Raw genomic sequence first — 21,437 nt, 5'->3', positions numbered from 1 at the left:
TAAATTAAAGGTGATTTGAATATACTGTGCTAGATAACTTAATTTGGCGCCTTGGAAAAAACGGCGTCATAGCCTAAATAATTCGCGTAGCGGGAAAGCCAGCACACCTGCAACTTGAAGTATGAGGGGTATAGCGGGAGAAATACTTTGATAGCCTACCTTATGGTAATAAGATAATAGGCAGCACCCGTCGCGGCAAATCGTGAAAATGGCGTACAGGGCTGCATACCGTTGCCCTGTACTGCCGTGGTCATGGCTGCAAGTTTTTGCGCAGACGCGCAACCTCGGCGGCTTTCACCGGCTGCGCGGCATTGCCCCAGCTATTGCGAATATAGGTCAGGACATCGGCCACCTGCTGGTCGTTGAGGTCCCTGGCGAAGCTGGGCATTGCCGGCGCGGTGGGGCGGCTGTCGGTGGAACCGGCGCGGCCGCCCGTCAGCACCATGTGAGCCAGGGAAGTAGGATTGGTGGCGCGGATTAGCGGATTACCCGCCAGGCGAGGAAAAGTCCCCGGTTCTCCGGTGCCGGAGTCGTTGTGGCAGGCGGAACAATTGTCGGAATATATCGCCTTTCCCGCCACCATGCGGCTGTCGTTAGCGCCGAGCGCCAGGGGCGATGGCTGCAGGCTGTTGACGCTTTTCAGATAAACCGCCACCGCCTTGAGATCCGCATCGTGCCAATGCCGGGAGGAGTTTTCAATTTCTTCCGCCATCGGGCCGGAGGCGATGCCGAAGCGATTGACGCCGGTGCGTAAATAATTGACCAGATCGTCGTTTGTCCACTGGCCGATACCGGTGTGATTGTTATTGGTGATATCCGGCGCCCACCAGACGCCGAGATTATTTCCCCGCAGGAATTGGCTGTTTTTGTCGCCGCCGAGAGTATTTTTCGGCGTATGGCAGGTGCCGCAGTGGCCGGGGCCCTCCACCAGGTAAGCGCCGCGATTCCAAAGGGCGGATTGCACCGGGTCGGGTTTGAATTCGCCCTTATTGAAATTCAGCCAGTTCCAGACCAGCAGGCTGGTGCGGATATTAAAGGGGAACGGCAACTGATTGGTATGCACATTATTGGCGATGGGCTGCAGGGTTTGCAAATAGGCCCATAAATCCCGGTCGTCCTGCTGAGTCATTTTGGTATAGGCGGTGAACGGCATGGCGCCGTAGAGCCGCTTGCCGCGGTGGCCGATACCCTCCGACATGGCGCGCTGGAAGTCGCCAAAGGTCCAGGTGCCGAGGCCTGTCACCACATCCGGCGTAATATTGGCCCCCAGCAGGGCCCCGAACGGCGTGTCGATGCGAAAACCGCCGGCGAAGGGTTTGGCCGGATCCGCGGTATGACAGGCGCTGCAATCTCCCACCACCGCCAGGTACCGTCCCCGTTCCACCTGATTGAACTCCGGCTGCGCTAGCGCCGTACCTGCACCCACCACCAGCGTCAGCAATCCGGCGTATAAACACATGAGTGTTTTCATGGGGTGATCATCTCCGGGGCGTTTTTTATTGTAATGATGCGTGTAGGCATTATGCGTTTTCGATTTCACGACAAAACTGCCAGAGTTGTTGTGGTTAAATTATAAATAAAGCAACTATGTTGCAATGAATAAATATGTTGATAACAAAATAGTCACGTTACGATGGTTACATTCCGATACAGATAAGAAGAATTAATGATGTGAAAGCCGTTTAATTTCTTTAAAATAATTTTTCAGCTTAGTCATCCCAGGTCGATAGCCCGTGCGTTTGGACAGAAAGATTTCCTCCCTCGAAAATACCATTTACCAGAATTACCGTATCGCCCATGGATTGCGCATCGGACTGGCGTTTGTTCTCACGTTTATGATCATCCGCTTGCTGGATATTCCGGAAGGAACCTGGCCGCTGATTACCCTGGTGGTGGTCATGGGACCGATTTCATTTTGGGGGAATGTGCTGCAGCGCGCCGGGCAGCGCATTATCGGCACCATTTTTGGCGCCGCCTCGGGGCTGATAGCCTTGCGGCTGGAGCTCTATTCCCTGCCGGTAATGCTGGTCTGGTGCGGGCTGGTGATGTTCGTCTGCGGCTATTTGACCCTGGGCAAGCGGCCCTATATGGCGCTGCTCATCGGCATTACCCTGGCGGTGGTCTGCGGCGCCGGGGCCGGCGATATGCAAACCGCCCTGTGGCGCAGCGGCGATGTGATCATCGGCTCGCTGCTGGCACTGTTGTTTACCAGTATCTATCCGCAGCGGGCGTTCATTCATTGGCGCATGCAAATGAGCTTTAACCTCACCGCCCTGAGCAAGCTTTATGCCGCCTACGTCTCGCCGAATATTATCGAGCGTCCGCGCCTGGAGGGGCGGTTGAAAAAGTTGCTCAACGACGTGGTGAAAATGAGCACGCTGGCGGCGCCGGCCGCCAAGGAGACCGCCATCTCCAAGGAGATATTCGACCGGATACAGAATCTCAGCCGTAACATCGTCTGCGTGCTGGAATTGCAAATCGATGCCTGGTGGGCCTCGCGGGAGAGCCATTTTATCCTGCTGAACGCCACCACCCTGCGCAGCACCCAGATGGTGACGCTGCGTACCCTGCTGACCCTGGCCGAGGCCTTGCGCCAGGGTAATCCCGCGCCTATCGTCGCCAACAGCGGCGAGCTGGAAACCATTGCCGCTGAACTCAGGCAGCTAATGGAGCTGGCCAGCCGCCGCGAGCAGATTGAAGCGCCGATTTTCGGCTATGTCTGGCTGAGCCTGAAGCTTACCGGACAGCTTGAGCAAATGGCGCAGCTGCTTTGCCTGGCGCTGCGTAAGCCTTTGCCTGTGCAGGAAGATTGAAGTAGGGTTCGCGGGCGAAAACGGGTAAAATGGGTTAAGCCATTGCACAGGATAGCTGCTACTCTGTAGGGTAGCGGCTATGAATTTGTCATCGCAACCTATTCAACCTATGACTTAAGCAAGGAAATCGAAATGGATCATATCAAGCCCTCTTTCCAGGATGTGCTGGAGTTTGTGCGCATGTTTCGCCGCAAAAACAAATTGCAGCGCGAAATCGCCGATAACGAGAAAAAAATCCGTGACAACCAAAAACGGGTCTTGTTGCTGGACAACCTCAGTGACTATATCAAGCCGGGCATGTCCATCGACGAAGTCTTGGCGATCATTGCCAGCATGCGCAGCGATTATGAAGACCGCGTGGATGATTACATCATCAAAAACGCCGAGCTGTCGAAAGAACGTCGCGAACTGTCGAAAAAACTGAAATCCATCGGCGAAGTGAAAGCGCTGGTATCCGCCAATACGCCAAGCGGCGCCACGACAGGCACCCCCACCGGAACGCCCACAGCCTGAGTCAATTCAACGGGGCCATGCCGATTTCGCCGGTGAGTATGCCGGCGGCGGCGCCCGCGCAAGCCTTAGTGCAAGACACACCGAGGGCCGGAAACTATCCGGCCATCCGGTCCTGCCTGTTTTCCCGGATTTTTTCTCTTTTCTGCCCTGGCGGAATTTAACGGTTTGCATTTGCCTGCCGTTCGTGAATATTCTATTTAAATAGATTCATTAGTTCATGAGGAAATAATATTCCCTTACTGATGAATAAAGAATCAAATGGAGGGGAAAAAATGATGTTATGGATGCACTTTGGTTATAAATGATAATGAATTTCGCCATTCCATTATTGCACACCCACTCTTATCTGAATAATATTGTAGACTTGTAGGGTTATTTGTATATTAACACCATGCCATCGTTGATGGGAATGATTTAACCGGGTTTAAGAATATTACTAGCATTATATTTAATAAAATTTATAGAATGTTATCTAATTATCGACAGAGGATGGCAGAAAATTTTCCCGCCGGCAAAGCGTTGTTCCGCCAGATGGGAAACCGACAATGGCATCAGTGAAACGCAGGTAAGTTATTTCATGACCAGCAGAAAAAATCAGCTTAATGTAATATTGCGATCAGTTCTATTATTATCAATGATAATGATTTTAATCCAATCATTGGACCCACCCAGACTGCCGATGCCAATGATTCAATCTCCGTTACCGATGCATTATTATCCGATATTGTCGCCGGTCCCCCAGCGGGCCAGTCTGTTCTGTTCGATCCCGGTCTGCGTGCGAAAGGCTCACCCGGCGCACTGCCCATGCAACCTGCGGCGGGGGGTATTATTGCCGAATTATGTCAGCGCCAACAATAGTGATGTCCTTTGCCAATGGCAAACCAAAGGCAATCACGGTACTTACCGCTTCGTCAAGTATGATGATTTCAAGAAAAGATTAAAACGCATGGTAAGGCGCTTGCTTAAATTAAAATAAAACAGGTTATTTCAGTCAAACGGCCTGATCCGGGGCGGATTGACTTGAATAATAACGCCGTAAATAAATATTAACGTCTTTATGGTTTCGCATAATATATAATTTGACGTAATGTCGTTTATGCTGTTTTTTTAATGGGACATCGCATTGTCTATTGAGCGTTCGCATTCTTTATTTGCAATCACCTAAAGGGTTTTTCCCGGCCGGCAGACCGGAAAATCCTATTGCGTTAACGTTAGACCGTTAATGGTGAAGCACCGCCAGTCGCTGGATATTGGTTTTTATAGCGGCCGCCGAATCATCAAACTGCCGCTGCTCCAGTTCGTTGAAATCCAGCTCGATAATCTGTTCGATGCCCCGCTGGGTTAATACCGCCGGAACGCCGATGGCTAATCCCTCCTTGCCATACTCCCCATCCAGGACGCAGGAGACGGTCAGCGCCCGATGGCTGCTGGTGAACAGGTTACGGCAAATTTCGGTAATGGTGCCGGCCACGCCGTATTCGGTACAGCCCTTTTGTGAATAGATTTCAAAGCCAAGCCGGCGTGTGCGCTCGCCCAACGCCGCAAAGTCCAGTTCCTGCCCGGTTTTCCAGCGGCTGTATTCATTAAGCGTCATGCCGTACACCGACGAGTGCGACCAGACCGGGAATTGCGTTTCGCCGTGTTCGCCGAGAATAAAAGCATCGACGCTTTGGGCCGCGATATCCAACTGCTCAGCCAGGATGCGCCGCAAGCGGGTGGTATCCAGCCATACGCCGGTGCCCAGCACCTGGTGGCGGGGCAGGCCGGAGAGCTTCCATACCTGATAGGTGATAATGTCGCAGGGGTTGGTGGCCACCAGGAATATGCCCTTAAAGCCGTTTTGCATCATCTCCGGTACGATATTACCTACGATGCGGGCGGTGCCGTCCAGCTCGTCCAGCCTGGTCTGGCCGGGTTTGAGGCCGCCGCCGGAAACGGTAATCACCGCGATATCCACATCGGCGCAGTCCGTCACCGGCCGGGCGCTGATGATGATCCGGCCGGGCATATAAGCCGCCGCATCGGCGAGATCCTGGCGATGGCCTTCCACCAGGGATTGGTTCAGGTCCACCAGGATAAGCTCTTGGCAAATCTGCTGGTTCAGCAGCGCATAGGCGGCGGAGGATCCTACATTGCCCGCGCCGATGATCATCACTTTACGTGGTTTCATACTGCCTGCCTCTATGAATAGGAAAATGAAGTCCGTAGTACGGATAAGGGCATGGTAAGCCTTCATTTATAGCATTTTTATAAATTATTGCCTAACGAACAAAATGCTATTCTTGAGGCGGTAGAGTGTGTTTTGGGGATCGAAACAGAGAGTGAGATTCATGGCAATATTTGAATATGGTGCGAAAGAATTGAATTGGCTGGCGAAAAGAGATAAGCGCATGGCGCAGGCCATTGAGCGTTTCGGCATCATCATCCGGCCGATGATGCCGGATCTGTTTGCCGCCCTGGTTCGCAATATTGTCGATCAGCAAATATCCACTAAGGCCGCTGTCACGGTGAACGGACGCCTGAGGGCGCTGGCGGGCGCCATAACCCCGGCGGCCATGGAGCAATTGACGGCGCAGCAGATTCAATCCTGCGGTATGTCGATGAGAAAGGCATTATATATTAAGGGGGCGGCTACGGCGGTCATGAGCGGTGAGCTGGATTTGGCGGCCATCGGCGGATATACGGACGGGGAGGTGATTGCGGCGTTATCGCGTCTGCCGGGCATCGGCATTTGGACGGCGGAGATGTTGATGATGTCTTCAATGGGGCGGCCGGATATTTTGAGCTGGGGGGATTTGGCCATTCGGCGGGGGATGATGAATCTTTACCGGCATAGGGAACTGCCGCGAGAGCGTTTTGAGCGCTATCGCCGGCGTTATTCTCCTTATGGCTCTACCGCGTCTCTTTATCTGTGGGCCTATTCGGCCCCGGAATACAGCCTGCAGCCCATCGTAAAATCCGGCAAATAGGCTCTGTCACGTCCGGTGCTGGCGGAAAAACCATGCCCGATTCGACCCCATCAGCACGGTCTCCCTTTAACACGCTCGCTGCGCGATCGGCGATCGCGGGCCTACCGCGCTGTGGGGCGCTCGGTCGGGCGGTAAAACCACGCCCGATTCGACCCCATCAGCACGGTCTCCCTTTAACACGCTCGCTGCGCGATCGGCGATCGCGGGCCTACCGCGCTGTGGGGCGCTCGGTCGGGCAGGAAAACCATGCCCGATTCGACCCCATCAGCACGGTCTCCCTTTAACACGCGCTCGCATCAACATAAGATTTGCTGAGGCGAGCCCGGCCTGCCGCTTAGGCGCTGAGCCAGCCCAGCTTGATCACAAACAGCAGCGACAGAATCACCAGCGCGGCGTTCAGATCGCGGTAACGGCCGCTCAGGAGTTTCACTACCGTCCAGGTGATGAAACCAAAGGCGATGCCGTTGGCGATGGAGTAGGTCAGCGGCATGGTCAGGGCGGTTACGGTGACCGGCGCGGCCACGGTAATGTCACGCCAGTCGATTTCCGCCAGGCCGGAGGTCATCAGCACGGCGATAAACAGTAACGCCGGGGCAGTGGCGAAGGCCGGGACGCTGCCGGCCAGCGGGGCGAAAAACAGGCTCAGCAGGAAGAGTATACCCACCACGATGGCGGTGAGGCCGGTACGGCCACCGGCGCTGACTCCCGCGGCGGATTCGATGTAACTGGTGGTGGTGGAGGTGCCCAGCAGCGAACCGAACAGGGCCGCGGCGCTATCCGCCACCAATGCTTTGCCCATTTTGGGAATGTTGCCGTCTTCGTCCGCCAGTCCGGCGCGCTTGGTGACGCCAATCAAGGTGCCGGAGTTATCGAACACATCCACGAACAGGAAGGCGAACACGACACTTATCATGGACACATCAAACGCCCCGCGAATATCCAGGTGCAGGAAGGTCGGCGCAATGGAGGGCGGCATGGAGAGTACGCCGCCCCAAGGGCTTAGGCCCACGGCGATGGAAATAAACGTAATGGCCAGGATGCCTATCAGCACCGCGCCAGGCACCCGGCGCGCTTCAAGCACCACGATAATGATAAAACCAAGCATGGCCAGCAGCGGGCCGCCTTTGGTCAAATCACCCAGGCCCACCAGGGTGGCGGGATTGGCGACGACGATCCCTGAGCTTTCCAGAGCGATAATGGCCAGGAACAGGCCGATGCCGGCGGCAATGCCCGATCTCAGCGGTAACGGAATACTTCTGATAATCCATTCGCGGATTTTGAAAATGGACAAGGCAAAAAAGATCAATGCCGACAGGAATACCGCCCCCAGAGCCACCTGCCAGGTATGGCCCATATGCAATACCACGGTATAGGTGAAGAAGGCGTTGAGCCCCATGCCGGGAGCCAGGGCGATGGGATAGTTGGCTATAAAGCCCATCAATGCCGAACCGATAGCGGCGGCCAGGCAGGTCGCCACGAACACCGAGCCTTTATCCATACCGGTAGCGCTCAGGATAGAGGGGTTTACAAACAGAATATATGCCATCGCCAAAAATGTGGTCAGCCCTGCCAAAATTTCGGTTCGAACGTTAGTACGATGAACCTTTAATTTGAAAATTCTTTCTAACATGGGAGTTATCTCATTGAAGTTGTCTGCACAGCCTAAGCAATAGCTATGCCATCATTCCGCCTTTTATCCGGCGGCGGCAAACACTGAAGCAGGCGCATTATATAAGGAAACAACGAACTGAGCGCGTAAAAAGTGAATGCCTTTATCCCGATAAGGGCACCTAGAGGGTGCCATTTACCGAAGGTGTTGGTGCAACGGCACCAAATCGGTGCGCCGGCGCGGCGGTTTTGCGCTGGCAATGGTCTCAAGATATTGCCGGTGATGACGTTTATTCTCATATCATGTCTAAATCACTGCCGTAGTCGCGGCCTGGCATAAATTCTGCATGTTATCCTCATAACATTTAACCTTAATGTGTTAATTAACTAACATGACTGTATCCCAAGCCCACTCAGATATCGTCGCCCGCATTGAGGCTTCCTTTATCCATCAAACGCCCTCGGGTAAACGGATTGCCAGCTGGCTGCTGGCCAATCTGACACAGATCCCTTTTGAAACCGCTGACAGTATTGCCCGTAGCGCCGATACCAGCGGTATTACCGTCGGCCGTTATCTGCGGCGCATCGGCTATCGCAATCTGGACGATTTCAAACGGGAGTTGCGGCAGGAGAGCGGGGCTCTTTACCAGACCTGGGGCGTTACCGACCGTCTGGACGCCTACCGGCAGCGCAGCGAACAGCCGCGGCGGCAAAAGCTGCAGCAGTCCCTGGGATTGGAACTGGATGCAATTCAACATGCTTATCAACTGGCGCAAACCGAGACCTTCGATACCGTCTGCCGGCAATTGGCCGAGGCCGATGCGGTATTTGTGGTCGGCATACAATCGACGCGGGGTATCGCCAATGCATTTTTCAGCCATTTGGAATATCTCCGTCCAAATGTATGGTTTGCCGACGGGTTGTCCGGCACCTATGTGGAATCGCTGAATTCCGGATTCACCCATCCTTATCTGGTGGTGACCGATACCCGCGCCTATTCGGTGATGGCGCGGAAATATTGTCGGGTTGCCAGCGAGCGCGGGCTGAGGCTGGCTTTGATAACCGATCTTTTTTGCCCCTGGGCGCGGGATTATCCGGCGGATTTATTGCAGTTGAAAACCGATACCGGCCATTTTTGGGATGCGCTGTCGCCGTTCAGCTGCCTGTTTAATTTAATGCTGTCGGTGGTGGTGGAACATTTGGGAGACGATATGGAGCGGCGTTTGGCGGCCAACCGGTGGTTGCAGCGAGAATTGGGCCAGTTTGAGCCTTAACGAAGCGGGGGACCGGCAAAAATGCGCCGGGGCCGCTGGGGCATGGACAGTCCAAGCCCGGCATGGCAAAGACACGAGAATAAATGATGAGTGAAGAAATCGAACTTATTGATATTTCCCATAGCCTGCCGGCATTGGAAATAGATCTGAAATACGCCGGCGCCGACAATATCACCGGCCGGGCGATTTACCGGCAACCGCGCTGTCTGCTGCATCCCGAAGCGGCCCGTGCCTTGGCCCGCAGCGTAGAAGTGGCCGCCATGGCCGGCCTGACACTGATTCTGTATGACGCCTATCGACCGCGTCTGGCGCAACAGTATTTATGGGAAGCCTGCCCTGACCCCCGCTATGTGATGGACGTTAAGCAGGGTTCCCATCACAGCCGCGGCGTCGCGGTGGACGTCGCCTTGCGCGACAGGGATGGCGGGGTGCTGGATATGGGCAGCGGATTTGATGAGATGATCCCCCGTTCCCATCCGTTTTTTCCCGGTCTGCCGGTGACGGCACAGCGCCATCGCCTGTTATTGAACGCGATCATGGCGGCGGGGGGCTTTCGCGGCATCAGTAGTGAATGGTGGCATTTTGAGCTGCCGAACGCCGCCGGTTATCCGCTGCTTACCGATCGTTTTGGCTGTTATCCTCCCGGCAACGCGAAGTAACTCCGTCGCCGATACCGTCCTAAGTAACTTGCTGGAGCCCTTGTATGCATAACCCCGTAGCCAAGTCATGTTCACTATTGAGCCGAACCTGCGCCGCCGCCGCCGTCGCGTTAACCGTCTCGCTGTCGCCGGCGGTTCAGGCCGCGGTGCCGAAAGATATGCTGGTTATCGCCAAGGCGGCGGATCCGCAAAATCTTGATCCGGCGGTGACCATCGATAATAACGATTGGACGGTAACCTATCCTGCCTATCAGCGACTGATTCAGTACAAGACCGCCGGCGGTAAAGGCTCCACCGACATCGAGGGGGATTTGGCGTCCCGCTGGACGGTGAGCGCCGACCAGTTGATATGGACCTTTACCTTGAAGCCCGGGCAGAAATTCGACGACGGCAGCGCGGTAGACGCCGCGGCGGTGAAGTGGTCGTTTGAACGGCTGATGCAAATCGGCCAGGGCCCGTCGGAAGCCTTTCCCAAAGATATGGTGGTTGAGGCGGTGGACCCGCAGACGGTGCGATTCACGCTGAAAACGCCCTTTGCGCCATTCCTCTATACCCTGGCCAACGACGGGGCGGGCATTGTGAATCCGGCTATCGCCAAGCTGCACCCCGAGGACGGCGGTAAAGCGTGGCTGGCGGGAAATACCGCCGGTTCCGGGCCTTATAAGCTGGAGCGCTGGCAAAAGGGCCAGCAACTGGTGCTGGTGCCCAACGGCTATTTCAACGGTCCCACGCCGGCTTTTAAACGGGTCACGGTGAAAATTATCGGCGAGAGCTCCGCCCGTCGCCTGCAATTGACCCGCGGCGATGTGGATATCGCCGAATCCTTGCCCATCGATCAGCTCACGGCGTTAAAACAGGAAAAAAAAGTGGCGGTGAATGAGTATCCGTCGCTGCGGGTGACCTATCTCTATCTCAACAACGGCAAACCGCCGCTTAATCAGGTGGATCTGCGCCGGGCCATCTCCTGGGCGGTGGATTACCAGGGCATGGTTTCGGGCATATTGGCGGGCGGCGGCAAACAGATGCGCGGCCCGATTCCGGAAGGATTGTGGGGCTATGATCCCGCCGCCATGCAGTACGGCCATGATATCGATAAAGCCAAAGCGGCGCTGGCCCGGGTGAAGGATAAACCGCAGTCGCTGGATTTCCTTTATTCGGTGAATGATCCCAACTGGGAAGCCATTGCCCTGTCGGTGCAGGCCGGCCTGGCGCAAATCGGTATCCAGGTGAAACTGGAAAAACTGGCCAACGCCACCATGCGCGATAGGGTGGGGCAGGGTAACTACGATATTGCCATCGGCAACTGGAGCCCGGATTTCGCCGATCCCTATATGTTCATGAACTACTGGTTTGAATCCGATAAAAAAGGCTTGCCGGGCAACCGTTCGTTTTACAGTAATCCCCAGGTGGATGACCTGCTGAAAAAAGCGGTATCGGTGGCCGATCAGGCGCAGCGCACCGCGGATTACCGGGCCGCGGAGAAAATCGTTATAGACGAGGCGGCCTATGTTTATCTGTTTCAAAAAAACTATCAGGTGGCGATGAATAGCGATGTGACGGGATTTGTGTATAACCCGATGCTGGAGCAGGTATTCAACGTCGCGCAGATGCGTAAAAAATAGGGCCGCCGTCCGGTTTCCTGTGGATACCCGACCATCCCGCTACAGGGGGAAATATGACGTTCTGGAGCATAATCCGTCAGCGCTGCTGGGGGCTGGTAGTGGTAATGATCGGTGTTTGCGTCATTACCTTTATCATTTCCCATTTGATTCCGGGCGACCCGGCGCGGCTGTTGGCCGGGGATCGCGGCAGCGACGAAATAGTGCGGCATATCCGCCATCAACTGGGTCTGGATCAGCCGCTTTATCGGCAATTCATCCATTATATCAGTGATTTGCTGCATGGTGATTTCGGCATCTCCATCCGGACCGGCCGGCCGGTGGGGGAGGATTTGCGGGCCTATTTCCCGGCCACGCTGGAACTGGCCTTAACCGCCATGATCCTGGCTATCGTTATCGGCGTGCCGCTGGGGGTGCTGTCGGCGGTGTACGCCAACCGCTGGCTGGATCATCTGGTACGCCTGCTGGCCATCAGCGGCATTTCCACTCCGGCGTTCTGGCTGGGGCTTGGGGTTATTATACTGTTTTATGGCCGGCTTAACTGGCTGCCGGGAGGCGGACGGCTGGACGATTGGCTGGATCCGCCGCGGCATATCACCGGTTTTTACGTGCTCGACGCGCTGTTGACCGGTAATCGCGAGGTATTGGCCAACAGCCTGCAACACCTGATTTTGCCGTCATTCACCCTGGCGTTCGTCCATTTGGGGATTGTGGCGCGCCAGATCCGTTCGGCGATGCTTGAACAGCTTGGGGAAGACTATATCCGCACCGCGCGGGCCAACGGGCTTTCCGCCATGCGGGTGGTGCTCGGCCATGCGTTACCCAATGCGCTGATCCCGTCGGTGACCATTCTGGGTCTGGCGCTGGGTGATCTGCTGTATGGCGCGGTGCTGACCGAAACGGTTTTTGCCTGGCCCGGCATGGGCGCCTACGTGGTGGATTCCATCCAGGCGCTGGATTTCCCGGCGGTGATGGGATTTGCGGTGGTGGTGTCTTTTGCCTATGTGTTGGTGAACCTGGTGGTGGATTTACTGTATCTGTGGATTGACCCGCGCATGGGCAGGGCGGCGCCATGAGCTTGCAAATCATCCAGCCGCCGGTGACGGCGGTACCGCGGTTTGCCCGCTTGCTCCGGGTCGGCTGGATAGTGCGCCGCAGTCCGCTGACCCTGTTTGGCGGCTTTATCATGGCGGTGATGCTGGCGGTAACGCTGTTCGCCCCCGTTCTGACCCCGCAGGATCCTAATGCCATACAACTTGCCCTGCGCCTGCAGGCGCCTTCCGCCGCCCACTGGTTCGGCACCGACGAAGTGGGCCGGGATTTGTTCAGCCGCGTGATGGCGGGCAGCCGGCAGTCGGTGGCGGCGGGATTGGCGGTGGTGTTCATCGCCGGTACCCTGGGGTCGCTGCTGGGCTGTTTTTCCGGCATGGTGGGCGGGCTGGCGGATGCGCTGATTATGCGCTGCATGGATGTCATGCTGTCGGTCCCATCGCTGGTGCTGACCATGGCGCTGGCGGCGGCGCTGGGACCGAGCCTGACCAATGCCATGCTGGCGATTGCGGTGGTGCGGATACCCTTTTATGTGCGGCTGGCCAGGGGCCAGACCCTGATGCTGCGGCATCTGCCTTATATGCAGGCGGCGCGGACCTTCGGCGCTTCGCGCTGGCATCTCATCAGTTGGCATGTGTTGCGCAATGTTTTGTCGCCGCTGGTAGTGCAGGCGTCGCTGGATATCGGCACCGCCATTCTGATGGCGGCCACCCTGGGCTTTATCGGCCTGGGGGCGCAGCAGCCCACCGCGGAGTGGGGAGCCATGGTGGCCAATGGCCGCAACTATGTGCTGGACCAGTGGTGGTATTCGGCGTTTCCCGGCTGCGCCATCATGATTACCGCCACCGGATTCAACCTGTTCGGCGACGGCCTGCGCGATTTGCTGGATCCCAAAGGGCGGGGGCGTTAGATGAACGAATCAGAGCCGAACGCCGGCGATCCGGTGCTGGCTATTACCGATTTGGAAGTGAATTTCCCGGTTTACGGCGGTGTGGTCAAGGCGCTGAACCGGGTGACGCTTCAAGTGGGACGCGGGGAAATCGTCGGTCTGGTGGGGGAGTCCGGTTCGGGTAAATCCGTCACCGCCATGATGGCGATGGGTCTGCTGCCGAAGGGGAGTTTTCAAGTGGCCGGCGGCGGGATTAGGGTGTTGGGACGGGATATACTTCAGGCCGGCGAGCCCGAAATGCGTACCCTGCGCGGGTCAACGATGTCAATGATTTTCCAGGAGCCGATGACCGCTCTTAATCCTACCCGGCGCATCGGCGGTCAGATGTGCGAAGTGATCCGTTTGCACCAGCGGGTGACCAAGGCGGCGGCCAAAGGCAAGGCCATCGCGCTGCTCAGCGAGATGCATATTGCTGATGCCGCCGGCGTCATGGAGCGCTATCCCTTCGAGCTTTCCGGCGGCATGCGGCAACGGGTGCTGATTGCCATGGCGTTTTCCTGTGAACCCCGGCTGATTATCGCCGATGAGCCCACCACCGCGCTGGATGTCACCGTCCAGCGGCAGGTGTTGTTATTGTTGCAGCGTAAGGCAAGGGCCAGCGGTACGGCGGTGTTGTTCATTACACATGATATGGCGGTGGTGTCGCAGCTGTGCGATCGGGTGTATGTGATGTATGCCGGCACGGTTGCCGAAAGCGGACCGACGGCGCAGGTCATCCGTCAGCCGGCGCATCCTTATAGCCGCGGCCTGATAAACGCCACGCCGGAAGGCGTCGCCCCCCGCTCGCCGCTGCCGGCCATTCCGGGCACGGTACCCGATTTGACGCGGTTGCCGTCGGGCTGTGCGTTTCGCGATCGCTGCCGTTATGGCGACAAGCAGTGTCAGCAGCGGCCCGCCCCGGATAGCTTTCATACCCCCGACGGCCGGCAGGCCGCCTGTTGGCATCCGCAAGACCGGCGATTGGGAGAGATGCCGTGAAGAACAACGAGACGTTAATGGAACTGCGTGATGTGCGGGTGCGTTTTCCCGTCGGCGCCGACTGGCGCGGCAAGGCCAAAAGCTACGTCCACGCCCTCAACGGCCTGGACCTGGCGGTACGGCGCGGCGAGACGCTGGGTATCGTCGGCGAATCCGGCTGCGGCAAGAGCACGCTGGCGCAACTGATGATGGGATTGCTGGCGCCTTCCTCCGGCGCTATTTTTCGCGCCCGCTCCTCCGGGTCATGGTTTGGTTCGGGAATGCAGATGGTTTTCCAGGATCCCCAGTCCTCTTTGGATCCGCGTTTACCGGTGTGGCGCACCATTACCGAACCGGTGTATGTGCAATATCATAATCCGGTTCGCGAGCGGCGGGCGCTGGCGGAGGCCCTGGCGGACCAGGTGGGTATCCGCGGGGGCTATCTGGACCGGCTGCCCCATGAGTTTTCCGGCGGACAGCGCCAGCGGCTGTCCATTGCCCGCGCGCTTTCTTCCGAACCGGATATCGTGGTGCTGGATGAACCCACCTCGGCGCTGGATGTGTCGGTGCAGGCGCAAATCCTTAACCTGCTGGTGGAGTTGCAAGCCAGTCGCCAACTGACCTATGTACTGATTTCGCATAATGTTTCGGTGGTCAGGTATATGAGCGACCGGGTCGCCGTCATGTATCTGGGGCAAATTGTGGAGCTGGGCGACAGCCAGGAGGTTTTGAACCATCCGCGACATCCCTATACCCGATTACTGTTGGATTCCGTGCCTCACGCGGATCGTCCCCTTCAGGAGGCCGACGGCGGGGTTGGGGAGTTGCCCGACAACCGCAAACTCCCCCCGGGCTGTTTTTTCTTCGATCGCTGCCCTTATGCCGGCGACGGCTGCCAAATGCCGCAGCGGTTGGAGGCCAAAGCCTCCGGCGTTGAGGTTCGCTGCCACCGGGTTTGAGGAGGCGTTCAAGGAAAATTCTGCTACTATTTCAAGAGCGATACTTCAGGATGCCATTGTATGTTCAATAACCTCGCGGTTTGCCAAGCAGTGCTTAATGCCTTGCCTGACGCTACCTTTCTTAAGGATGAAAATTATCGTCTGGTGTTTTTGAACCGCAGGGCCTGCGAACTGTTTGGCAAAACCGCTGAGGAGCTCATCGGCCAGACCGCCTTGGATGGGCTGGATGCTTTGCTGGTATCGCATATCCAGGAACGGGATCGGCAGGTGATGGAAACCGGTGAACCGGTAGAATATGAAGAACGCGTATCGGGACGGGATAACCAAATCACGACCTTTATGGTGCGGTCATCGCGAATTTTATTGAATGCTCGGCCCTATATACTGATTTCATTGAATGACGTTTCGGTACTGCGCGAGTCCGAAGCCCAAACCCGCTATCTGGCCTATCACGATATTCTCACCGGCCTGCATAACCGCACCGCCCTGTATGAAGATCTTAACCATGCGGTGGCGCCCGGCGGAACGTCGGGGCAGACCGGCGGCATGCTGATGCTGATGGATCTCGACGGGTTTAAAAACATCAATGACACCTACGGCCACCAGGCCGGGGATTTCGTGCTGTGCGAATTTGCCCGGCGTTTGCAGCACGTGGTGCCGGAAGAGAGTCTGGTGGCCCGGATGGGCGGTGATGAATTTGCATTGCTGATCAGGGGCGATCTTCCGCGCCAGGACGCGGAATTGTTATGCCGCAAGATTGTTAAGCAGACGCAATCGCCTTTCACCATTACCGGCGCCTCGCCTTTTGTCACGGTATCGGTGGGGGTTATCCAGATAGCGGAGTCGGATACCACCGCCGGCGAGCTGATGCGCAAAGCGGATGCGGCCCTGTATGAAGCGAAACGCAAGGGTAAAAACGTGCATTGTTTTTATTCCGAATCGCTGGATGCCAGCCTCACCAGTAAGCGGCGCATGGAAAAAGCGCTGGCGTCCGCCCTGTCCCGTAATGTCGGCATCAGCTGCGCCTATCAGCCGCTGGTGCGGGCGTCGGACAAGACGATTATCGGGGTGGAGGCGCTGGCGCGGTGGGAAGATCCGGTGTTGGGTGAGGTTTCGCCGGTGCAGTTTGTGCCGCTGGCGGAAGAGACCGGCCTGATCATTCCCTTGGGTAAATTTATCCTGCGCCAGGCCTGTCGCGAGATGCGGCGCTGGGACGCGCTTTCGGTATCGGTTAACGTTTCGCCTATTCAGCTTCGGGACGGCGCCTTTGCCCGGATGGTGCTGGAGTTGCTGGTGGAAGAGGATTTTCCGCCGCAACGGCTGGAGCTGGAGCTGACCGAAACCGCCATCATGAATTCCGATGCCAACAGTAAGGACCAGCTGATTGCCTTGCGTTTGGCCGGGGTGAGAATTTCCCTGGACGATTTCGGTACCGGCTATTCCAGCCTCAGCCTGTTAAAGGACATCGTGGTGGACAGCGTGAAGATTGACCGTTCGTTTGTGCAATTTGTTACGCAGTTGAAGGATACGGCGGCGATTGTTACCGCGGTATCCAATCTGGGGGTGAAACTGAATTTGCAGGTGATCGCGGAAGGGGTGGAGACGGTGGAGCAGCAGCAGTTCCTGGTGGATGCGGGCTGTACGCAGCTGCAGGGTTTCTTATTTTCCAAGCCTCTGACGCAGGAAAATCTGGGGCATTTGCTGGACGGCGACGGGACGGATTATCACTCTACAAACGCGAAGGAAGGGTGATCGTATGCCGCCGCTGGCAAACGTTCGCTGCACGTTCGATGATCGCGGGCCTACCGCGCTGTGGGGCGCTCTGGCGGGCGGTAAAACCACGCCCGCTTCGACCCCATCAGCACGGTCTCCCTTTAACAGGCTCGTTGCACGATCGATGATCGCGGGCCTACCGCGCTGTGGGGCGCTCCGGCGGGCGGTAAAACCACGCCCGCTTCGACCCCATCAGCACGGTCTCCCTTTGACACGCTCGCTGCACGTTCGATGATTGCGGGCCTACCGTGCTGTGGGGCGCTCCGGCGGGCGGTAAAACCACGCCCGCTTCGACCCCATCAGCACGGTCTCCCTTTAACAGGCTCGTTGCACGATCGGCGATCGCGGGCCTACCTCGCTGTGGGGCGCTCCGGCGGGCGGTAAAACCACGCCCGCTTCGACCCCATCAGCACGGTCTCCCTTTAACAGGCTCGCTGCACGATCGATGATTGCGGGCTTACCGCGCTGTGGGGCGCTCCGGCGGGCGGTAAAACCACGCCCGCTTCGACCCCATCAGCACGGTCTCCCTTTGACATGTTCGCTGCGCGATCGGTGATCGGGGCGCTTATTCGGTTTCCGCCGCCTGGTTTACGATGGCCGAGTAGCGGTGAAAAATAAACGCGCACAGTCCCAGCGCCAGGGCGCAGAATGCCGCGCCCACTAGGCCGATATTCTCCATGCCGATGTGTATACTCACCTGATTGCCCAGCAGCGCCCCCGCGCCGATACCGATATTGAATATGCCCGAAAAGAGCGACATGGCCACGTCGGTGGCGTCCGCGGCCATCGTCAATACCTTCACCTGCATACAGAGTCCGATGGCCGTCATGGCGACGCCCCATACCAGGCTCAGCAGCGCAATGCTTAATTCGCTAAAGGAGAGCGGGCGCAATACCAGCAGGCAGACGAACAGGACACCGATGGCGGTTATCAATATTCCCGAGGGATAGCGGGTGCTGAACCGGGAGAACATCAGGCTGCCGATAATACCCGCCAAGCCGAATAACAGCAGCACCATGGTGGTAAAGTTCTCGCTCATACCGGCGATTTTCTGCAGGAACGGCTCTATATAGCTGTAGGCGGTGTAATGGGCGGTGACCACGGTAGCGGCGAGCAGATACATGCATACCAGCGCCGGCCGCCTGAACAGCTCAGGCACGCTTTTAAGCGAACCGGAATGGTGGCTGGGCAGCGTCGGCAGCAGCTTGAACAGGACCACCATAATCAGGCAGGCCAGTACGCCGATGATCATAAAGGTGGTTCGCCAGCCTAATGCTTCGCCTATCATGCGTCCCAGGGGCAAGCCCAATACCATCGCCATGGCGGTCCCGGTGCTCAGTAAACCCAGGGCCTGGGCTTTTTTACCGCTCGGCGCCACGCGCATGGCCAGCGAGGCGGTGATGGACCAGAATATGGCATGGGCCATCGCCACGCCGAGACGGGCAATCATCAATACGCCGAAACTCCAGGCGAAGGCGGAAACCACATGGCTGGCGATAAACACCAGAAAGGTCAGCATCAATAAGGTGCGCCGTTCAATGCGGCTGGTGAGCAGCATAAAGGGCAGGGACATCAGCGCCACCCCCCAGGCATAGATTGTGAGTATCAGGCCGGCTTGGGCGGCGGTCATGGAAAAGCTGGCGGCGATATCGGACAACAAGCCGATGGGGACAAATTCGGTAGTGTTGAAGATAAACGCGGCCAGGGTCAGACTGACCACTCTTAACCAGGCGGTGGAGCGGGGAGAACGCGATATTTGCATAAAAAATACAGCCAGAATCTTATGATGTTAACGTTATGGACTAAAAACTGCCTACGGCTGTTAATGATAGCGCGTTTCTTGCCCCGTGTTACCGGTAATTTGTCTGGTTAAGTCAGTACGCCGGGCAACGGCCCCGGCGTCCGATGGCTAGAGTTGCGAGGTATAATCCCGGCGGGCTTTGCCGGTATACACCTGGCGCGGCCGGTAGATCTGCGGCCGCTGGCCGTGCATTTCGCTCCAGTGGGCAATCCAGCCGATGGTGCGGCCCACCGCGGAGATCACCGTAAACATGGAGGGGGGCAATCCCATGGCTTTCAGGATAAGTGCTGTGTAGAAATCCGCGCTGGGGTACAGTTTGTTCTCAAGGAAATAGGCATCGGTCATGGCGATATGCTCAAGCTCAATGGCCACCTGCAGCAGGTTGTCTTCCATGCCCAGCTCCGCCAGGACCTCGTGGCAGGTTTTACGTAAAATAGCGGCGCGCGGGTCGAAATGATGATAAACCGAATTGCCGAACCCCATCAGACGGAAGGAGTCGTGGCGATCCTTGGCGCGGCTGATGAAGGCCGGAATGCGATCCACCGTGCTGATCTCTTCGAGCATGCGCATGCAGGCTTCATTGGCCCCGCCGTGCAGGGGGCCCCACAATGACGCCAGGCCGGCGGCTATGCAGGCGAAAGGGTTCGCCCCTGAAGAGCCGGCGGTTCTGACCGCGGTGGTGGAGGGGCACTGTCCGTGATCCGCATGCAGGATCAGGATGCGGTTCATGGCGCGCTCCAGCACCGGGTTCACTTCTGACTTTTCCGCCGGGATGGCGAACAGCATATGCAGGAAATTACCGGTATAGGACAGTGAATTATTCGGGTAGACCGCGGGCTGTTCAATGGAATATTTATAGCACATTGCCGCCACGGTAGGCATTTTGGACAGCAGCCTGACCGCCGCCAGTTCACGGTGTTCCGGGTTGCCCACGTCCAGCTGATCGTGATAAAACGCCGCCAGCGCGCCCACCACCGCGCACATCAGCGCCATGGGATGGGAGTCGCGGCGAAAGCCGCTGAGCATGCGGCTCATTTGCTGATGGATCATGGTGTGTCGGGTAATGGTATCGGTGAACGTAGCGAACTCCGCGGGGGACGGCGCCTCGCCGTGCAGCAGGATATAGCAGACTTCCAGGAAGGAGCACTGGCTTGCCAGCTGATCCACCGGAAACCCCCGGTGCAGCAGCACGCTGTTGCGGGGGTCGATAAAGGTAATGGCGGATTCGCAGCCGGCGGTATGGGTAAAACCGGGATCGTAGGTAAATAATTCTTCGACGCCGAACGGTTGGATATCCAGCGCCGCCGGTCCCCCCGTGCCGGCGTTGAAATCAAGTACCACTGCTTTGTGTTCGTTAAGTGTAAGGGTCGCTTTTTGCTCGGTCATGTCTATTTTTTCTCCAGCCCGAATTTGAACAAGACAGAACCCGTAGGTAGGTTCTGTAATAATTATCCCATAATGTTTTAACATTACTCGTCTGGAGAGGATTTAACCAGAGGAAAGCCTGTGGGGAGCTCTAATCAAATGGACCGCCCGTGACGGACGGTCATGGCGCGGATGCGGTCGCTTCAGAGTTCCCGGCTGATCTCGGGACCGCAGCCATGAAGGGTGAGTGCCGAACCCCGGAGTTCGACGATGGCGTAAGGCGTCTGCTCCTCGCCGTCAACCATGCCTTTGAGCGTGATGAAATCGGTGCCCTCAATGCGCTGGTAACCGCCGCCGTGCTGATGTCCGCCGAAATAGGCCCGCACGCCGTAGCGACACAGCAGCGCCGCTACTATTTCATCGTTCCAGAGATTATGGCTGTTGACCGGAGCAAGGGGATAGTGCCCGAGCACAATCACCGTTTCCTGACGGGCTTGGGCTGCCTGCAGGGTTTTTTCCAGCCAGTATAATTGCGCCTTGCCCAGCGCGCCGTTCCAGCTTTGCGCCTGGGGTTTGCCGTCGGCGGTGAGCTGGGCCAGCATCCGCTGCGCCTCCGGCAGGTCGTCGCCGTTGGCCTGATTGCAATACAGGCTGATGTCGTTGCCGTCGATTACCACAAAGCGATAACCGTTCACCAGGAAATGGAAATAGTGTTTCGGCAGCCCCAGCGGCGGTTGCCGGCCGGCTAAATAACGGGAAACGGTATCCGCGTCATGGTTGCCCATCACCGTCACATGGGGATGCCGCAAGCGGCCATACAGGGGCAGGAGATCCCCATAGCTGGACCATGCCCTATCCACCAGGTCGCCGAGGGTGACGACAAAATCCAGCGGCGTATCGTTGAGGTCGGCGATGGCGGCGGCGAGCTTGCGCAAGCTGTGGCGGTAATAACGCCCATGGCGCATATCGGGATCGGCGTCGGCATATTGCGGATCGGCAATCAAGCCAAAGCGCACCCTGCCGGAGGAGGCGGTTTCGGCAAAGGCGGGCCGGTGGTAAAACGTGCCGACCTCTCCCAGCGCCTGCCACTGCTCGGCGGTCAGTAGTGAATTCATTGTGTCCTCCGCC

The 21,437-nt window shown here is 57.3% G+C and carries 17 protein-coding genes; 11 read left to right on the top strand and 6 right to left on the bottom strand.

Annotation, left to right across the window (positions count from 1 at the left end; genetic code table 11):
• Positions 1-250: 250 nt before the first annotated feature.
• Entirely contained in the window at positions 251-1,471 is a 1,221-nt protein-coding gene (locus tag ACL2XO_RS18380) for a c-type cytochrome (RefSeq protein ID WP_413725001.1), read from the bottom strand.
• Between the two features lie 262 nt (positions 1,472-1,733).
• Between ACL2XO_RS18380 and ACL2XO_RS18375 the strand changes: the two genes are divergently transcribed.
• The gene (locus ACL2XO_RS18375; RefSeq protein WP_413725000.1) at positions 1,734-2,813 is read left to right on the top strand and encodes an FUSC family protein; all 1,080 of its coding nucleotides are present in this window, start codon (positions 1,734-1,736) and stop codon (positions 2,811-2,813) included.
• A 132-nt stretch (positions 2,814-2,945) separates the two neighbouring features.
• A complete protein-coding gene (locus ACL2XO_RS18370) occupies positions 2,946-3,326 on the top strand; it encodes a DUF496 family protein (protein WP_243701544.1) in 381 nt (126 codons plus the stop codon).
• A gap of 1,219 nt (positions 3,327-4,545) precedes the next feature.
• On the opposite strand, the gene ACL2XO_RS18365 is transcribed toward ACL2XO_RS18370, so the two are convergent.
• Positions 4,546-5,496, bottom strand: a complete 951-nt coding sequence (locus ACL2XO_RS18365) for an L-lactate dehydrogenase (RefSeq protein WP_413741231.1) — start codon at positions 5,494-5,496, stop codon at positions 4,546-4,548.
• Between the two features lie 160 nt (positions 5,497-5,656).
• On the opposite strand from ACL2XO_RS18365, the gene ACL2XO_RS18360 reads away from it, so the two are divergent.
• Positions 5,657-6,295: a DNA-3-methyladenine glycosylase family protein gene (locus ACL2XO_RS18360; RefSeq protein ID WP_413741230.1), complete on the top strand. Its 639-nt coding sequence runs from the start codon at positions 5,657-5,659 to the stop codon at positions 6,293-6,295.
• 334 nt (positions 6,296-6,629) lie between these two features.
• On the opposite strand, the gene ACL2XO_RS18355 is transcribed toward ACL2XO_RS18360, so the two are convergent.
• A complete protein-coding gene (locus tag ACL2XO_RS18355) occupies positions 6,630-7,925 on the bottom strand; it encodes an NCS2 family permease (RefSeq protein ID WP_132927580.1) in 1,296 nt (431 codons plus the stop codon).
• Positions 7,926-8,295: 370 nt separating this feature from the next.
• On the opposite strand from ACL2XO_RS18355, the gene ACL2XO_RS18350 reads away from it, so the two are divergent.
• The 8 genes from ACL2XO_RS18350 (at position 8,296) to ACL2XO_RS18315 (ending at position 17,122) form a co-directional block, all read left to right on the top strand.
• Positions 8,296-9,177 carry a MurR/RpiR family transcriptional regulator gene (locus tag ACL2XO_RS18350; RefSeq protein WP_413724997.1) on the top strand — a complete coding sequence of 294 codons (882 nt, stop codon included), beginning with the start codon at positions 8,296-8,298 and terminating at the stop codon, positions 9,175-9,177.
• A gap of 86 nt (positions 9,178-9,263) precedes the next feature.
• A complete protein-coding gene (gene ddpX, locus ACL2XO_RS18345) occupies positions 9,264-9,836 on the top strand; it encodes a D-alanyl-D-alanine dipeptidase (RefSeq protein ID WP_413726975.1) in 573 nt (190 codons plus the stop codon).
• Between the two features lie 44 nt (positions 9,837-9,880).
• Positions 9,881-11,458, top strand: a complete 1,578-nt coding sequence (locus tag ACL2XO_RS18340) for an ABC transporter substrate-binding protein (protein ID WP_413724996.1) — start codon at positions 9,881-9,883, stop codon at positions 11,456-11,458.
• A gap of 53 nt (positions 11,459-11,511) precedes the next feature.
• Positions 11,512-12,531, top strand: coding sequence for an ABC transporter permease (locus ACL2XO_RS18335; RefSeq protein ID WP_413724995.1), 1,020 nt, complete (start codon positions 11,512-11,514; stop codon positions 12,529-12,531).
• Positions 12,528-13,415 carry a D,D-dipeptide ABC transporter permease gene (gene ddpC, locus ACL2XO_RS18330; RefSeq protein ID WP_413741229.1) on the top strand — a complete coding sequence of 296 codons (888 nt, stop codon included), beginning with the start codon at positions 12,528-12,530 and terminating at the stop codon, positions 13,413-13,415. Before ACL2XO_RS18335 ends, ddpC begins: the two co-directional genes overlap by 4 nt.
• A complete protein-coding gene (locus tag ACL2XO_RS18325) occupies positions 13,416-14,432 on the top strand; it encodes an ABC transporter ATP-binding protein (RefSeq protein WP_413724993.1) in 1,017 nt (338 codons plus the stop codon). It begins immediately after the preceding gene.
• Between the two features lie 17 nt (positions 14,433-14,449).
• Positions 14,450-15,370, top strand: a complete 921-nt coding sequence (locus ACL2XO_RS18320) for an ABC transporter ATP-binding protein (protein WP_413743088.1) — start codon at positions 14,450-14,452, stop codon at positions 15,368-15,370.
• Positions 15,371-15,430: 60 nt separating this feature from the next.
• On the top strand, positions 15,431-17,122 hold the full coding sequence (locus ACL2XO_RS18315; RefSeq protein ID WP_413724992.1) for a putative bifunctional diguanylate cyclase/phosphodiesterase: 1,692 nt from the start codon (positions 15,431-15,433) through the stop codon (positions 17,120-17,122).
• Positions 17,123-17,708: 586 nt separating this feature from the next.
• Here the strand turns inward: ACL2XO_RS18315 and ACL2XO_RS18310 are convergent.
• From ACL2XO_RS18310 to ACL2XO_RS18300, 3 genes are all read right to left on the bottom strand, one after another.
• Entirely contained in the window at positions 17,709-18,899 is a 1,191-nt protein-coding gene (locus ACL2XO_RS18310; RefSeq protein ID WP_279433173.1) for a sugar transporter, read from the bottom strand.
• Positions 18,900-19,052: 153 nt separating this feature from the next.
• Positions 19,053-20,330: a citrate synthase gene (locus tag ACL2XO_RS18305; RefSeq protein ID WP_413741228.1), complete on the bottom strand. Its 1,278-nt coding sequence runs from the start codon at positions 20,328-20,330 to the stop codon at positions 19,053-19,055.
• A 182-nt stretch (positions 20,331-20,512) separates the two neighbouring features.
• Complete coding sequence (locus tag ACL2XO_RS18300) at positions 20,513-21,424, bottom strand: metallophosphoesterase (protein WP_413741227.1); 912 nt, start codon at positions 21,422-21,424, stop codon at positions 20,513-20,515.
• Positions 21,425-21,437: the final 13 nt, after the last annotated feature.

The organism is Sodalis sp. RH15, from assembly GCF_047324255.1.
GTDB classification, from domain to species: Bacteria; Pseudomonadota; Gammaproteobacteria; order Enterobacterales; family Enterobacteriaceae; genus Acerihabitans; species Acerihabitans ligni.
Note: the sequence above shows the minus strand (reverse complement) of the source record. Positions and strands in the feature narration are given on the sequence as shown.